At 59.4% G+C, this 1,629-nt stretch carries 2 protein-coding genes; both read right to left on the bottom strand.

What is annotated here, in order from left to right; genetic code table 11:
• A partial coding sequence (locus tag IK083_04870; protein MBR4748889.1) for a DUF5131 family protein occupies positions 1-399 on the bottom strand: 399 nt, incomplete at its 3' end.
• A gap of 7 nt (positions 400-406) precedes the next feature.
• A complete protein-coding gene (locus IK083_04865; GenBank protein ID MBR4748888.1) occupies positions 407-1,450 on the bottom strand; it encodes an esterase in 1,044 nt (347 codons plus the stop codon).
• Positions 1,451-1,629 lie beyond the last annotated feature (179 nt).

Raw genomic sequence — 1,629 nt, 5'->3', positions numbered from 1 at the left:
GGCCCGCCGCTGATTTTCGCAGCTCACGTTCAGCATCACGTTTTCCCAGCCGTCTCCCCAGTCCGGAGGCAGGTGCTCCCGGACCCGGTGGGGCCTCTTGGTCAGGAGAAAAAACTTCACGTCCGGCCTCTTGCGGATGATTTCCCAGGCCTCCGGCCTCCACCGGTCCGCCTCCTCCAGAAAAAAGTCCGAGGTCATGCAGACCCTGAGCATCTCGCCGCTACGGACATTGTAACGGCCGTTGCGGTCCCTGGACAGGGGATATGCGAAGCCGGCCTTGGTCCTGTATATATCCGCGCCGTCATGTTCTCTCATAGCGTCGAGATAATACATATAGCAGTTCATACACCCTTCGCTGCATTTTCTGCAGCCGTGCCAGGGGTTCCATATGTCGTGCATGGGCCGCCTATTTGCTTTGGGCGAAGAGCCACTCCATAACGGCTACACAGTTGTAGGCGTAGTCAAAGGAGGCCATGTGGTAGCTGCCGCTCTTCATGCCTTCGTCTCCGGGCTTCCTGTCGCCGCCCGGTCCGGGCGCCGGGACTCCGTCAGCGGAGTCCTGTCTTGAGGGCATGGCTTTCGGCTCCACGGTCCCCGCTTTCCAGGAGATGAAATACCGCTTGTTTTTGTCTCCGAAGAGCTTCCCGGTCTCATCCGTCAGTCCCTCCGGACGGAGATTTCCATCCCACTGTCCGTAAGCGTAGGATACGCCGTCTCCGTCAAACTGCTTCATCAGCTCCCGGGCTCCCTGCCAGGCTCTTTCGTCGTCCTCGGCGGCGAAACAGACGAAAGTCTGCTTTTCCAGCCCCCTCAACGCCTCCGTATCCCACTGTCCGTCCACGAACATACAGGCCGCGTAAAGGTCGGGGTATTCCGAGGCAAGTATCAGGGTGGTCATACAGCCCATGGACTGGCCGGTGCCGTAGATGCGTTTTTTGTCCACCGCGTATTTGCCGGACACGTAGTCGATAAAGCGTTTGGTCAGCTCCACGTATTCCGTCGTCGTATAGCCGTCATGGTCGTCAAGGATGGTCACCGGATAGGCGGGAACGGCAACTATGGACGGGTGTACCGCCTGCCATTCCTTTGCCGCCCACACAAGTCCGCCGCGGCCCTGGGTGAGAGAAGCCGACGGGTCCTTGCCGGCGCAGGAGGAGTCTGCGATAAAAACCACCAGCGGGTAGGAACCGGAGGGGTCGTATCCTTCCGGCAGAAACAGGTTCCAGGCAATGGAAAGCCCCGTTTGCCCGTCCGTATAGGTCTCTTGCGTAAAGAGTCCGGGATAAGCGGCTATCAGGGCCTCTCTGTCCGCGGCCATATCGGCGGGGACGGTCTTTGCCGGCGTCTTCCGTCCGGCTGCAGCCTGGGTGTTTTTCGGAGTACCGCCGCCGCAGCCGGCAGCCAGGCAGACCGCCGGCAGAAGCAGCATGAGTAAAAGATTCTTCAGCACGTTTTTTTCCTCCGGCTCATTCCATGGGCTGAGCCTTTACCCTGATGAGAGGCGTTCTCTTTTGGGTGATGGGCTTGTCGCAGGGAGAGCCTATGAAGTCCCCGCCGTAAAAGTCGAACAGATTGCCCGATATGGTAAAGGAGGGCAGGCGCCCCAGTATTTTCTCCCCGTCGGAGAGC

Source organism: Abditibacteriota bacterium (genome assembly GCA_017552965.1).
GTDB lineage: Bacteria > Armatimonadota > UBA5829 > UBA5829 > UBA5829 > RGIG7931.
This window is presented reverse-complemented; position numbering and strand designations above follow the sequence as displayed.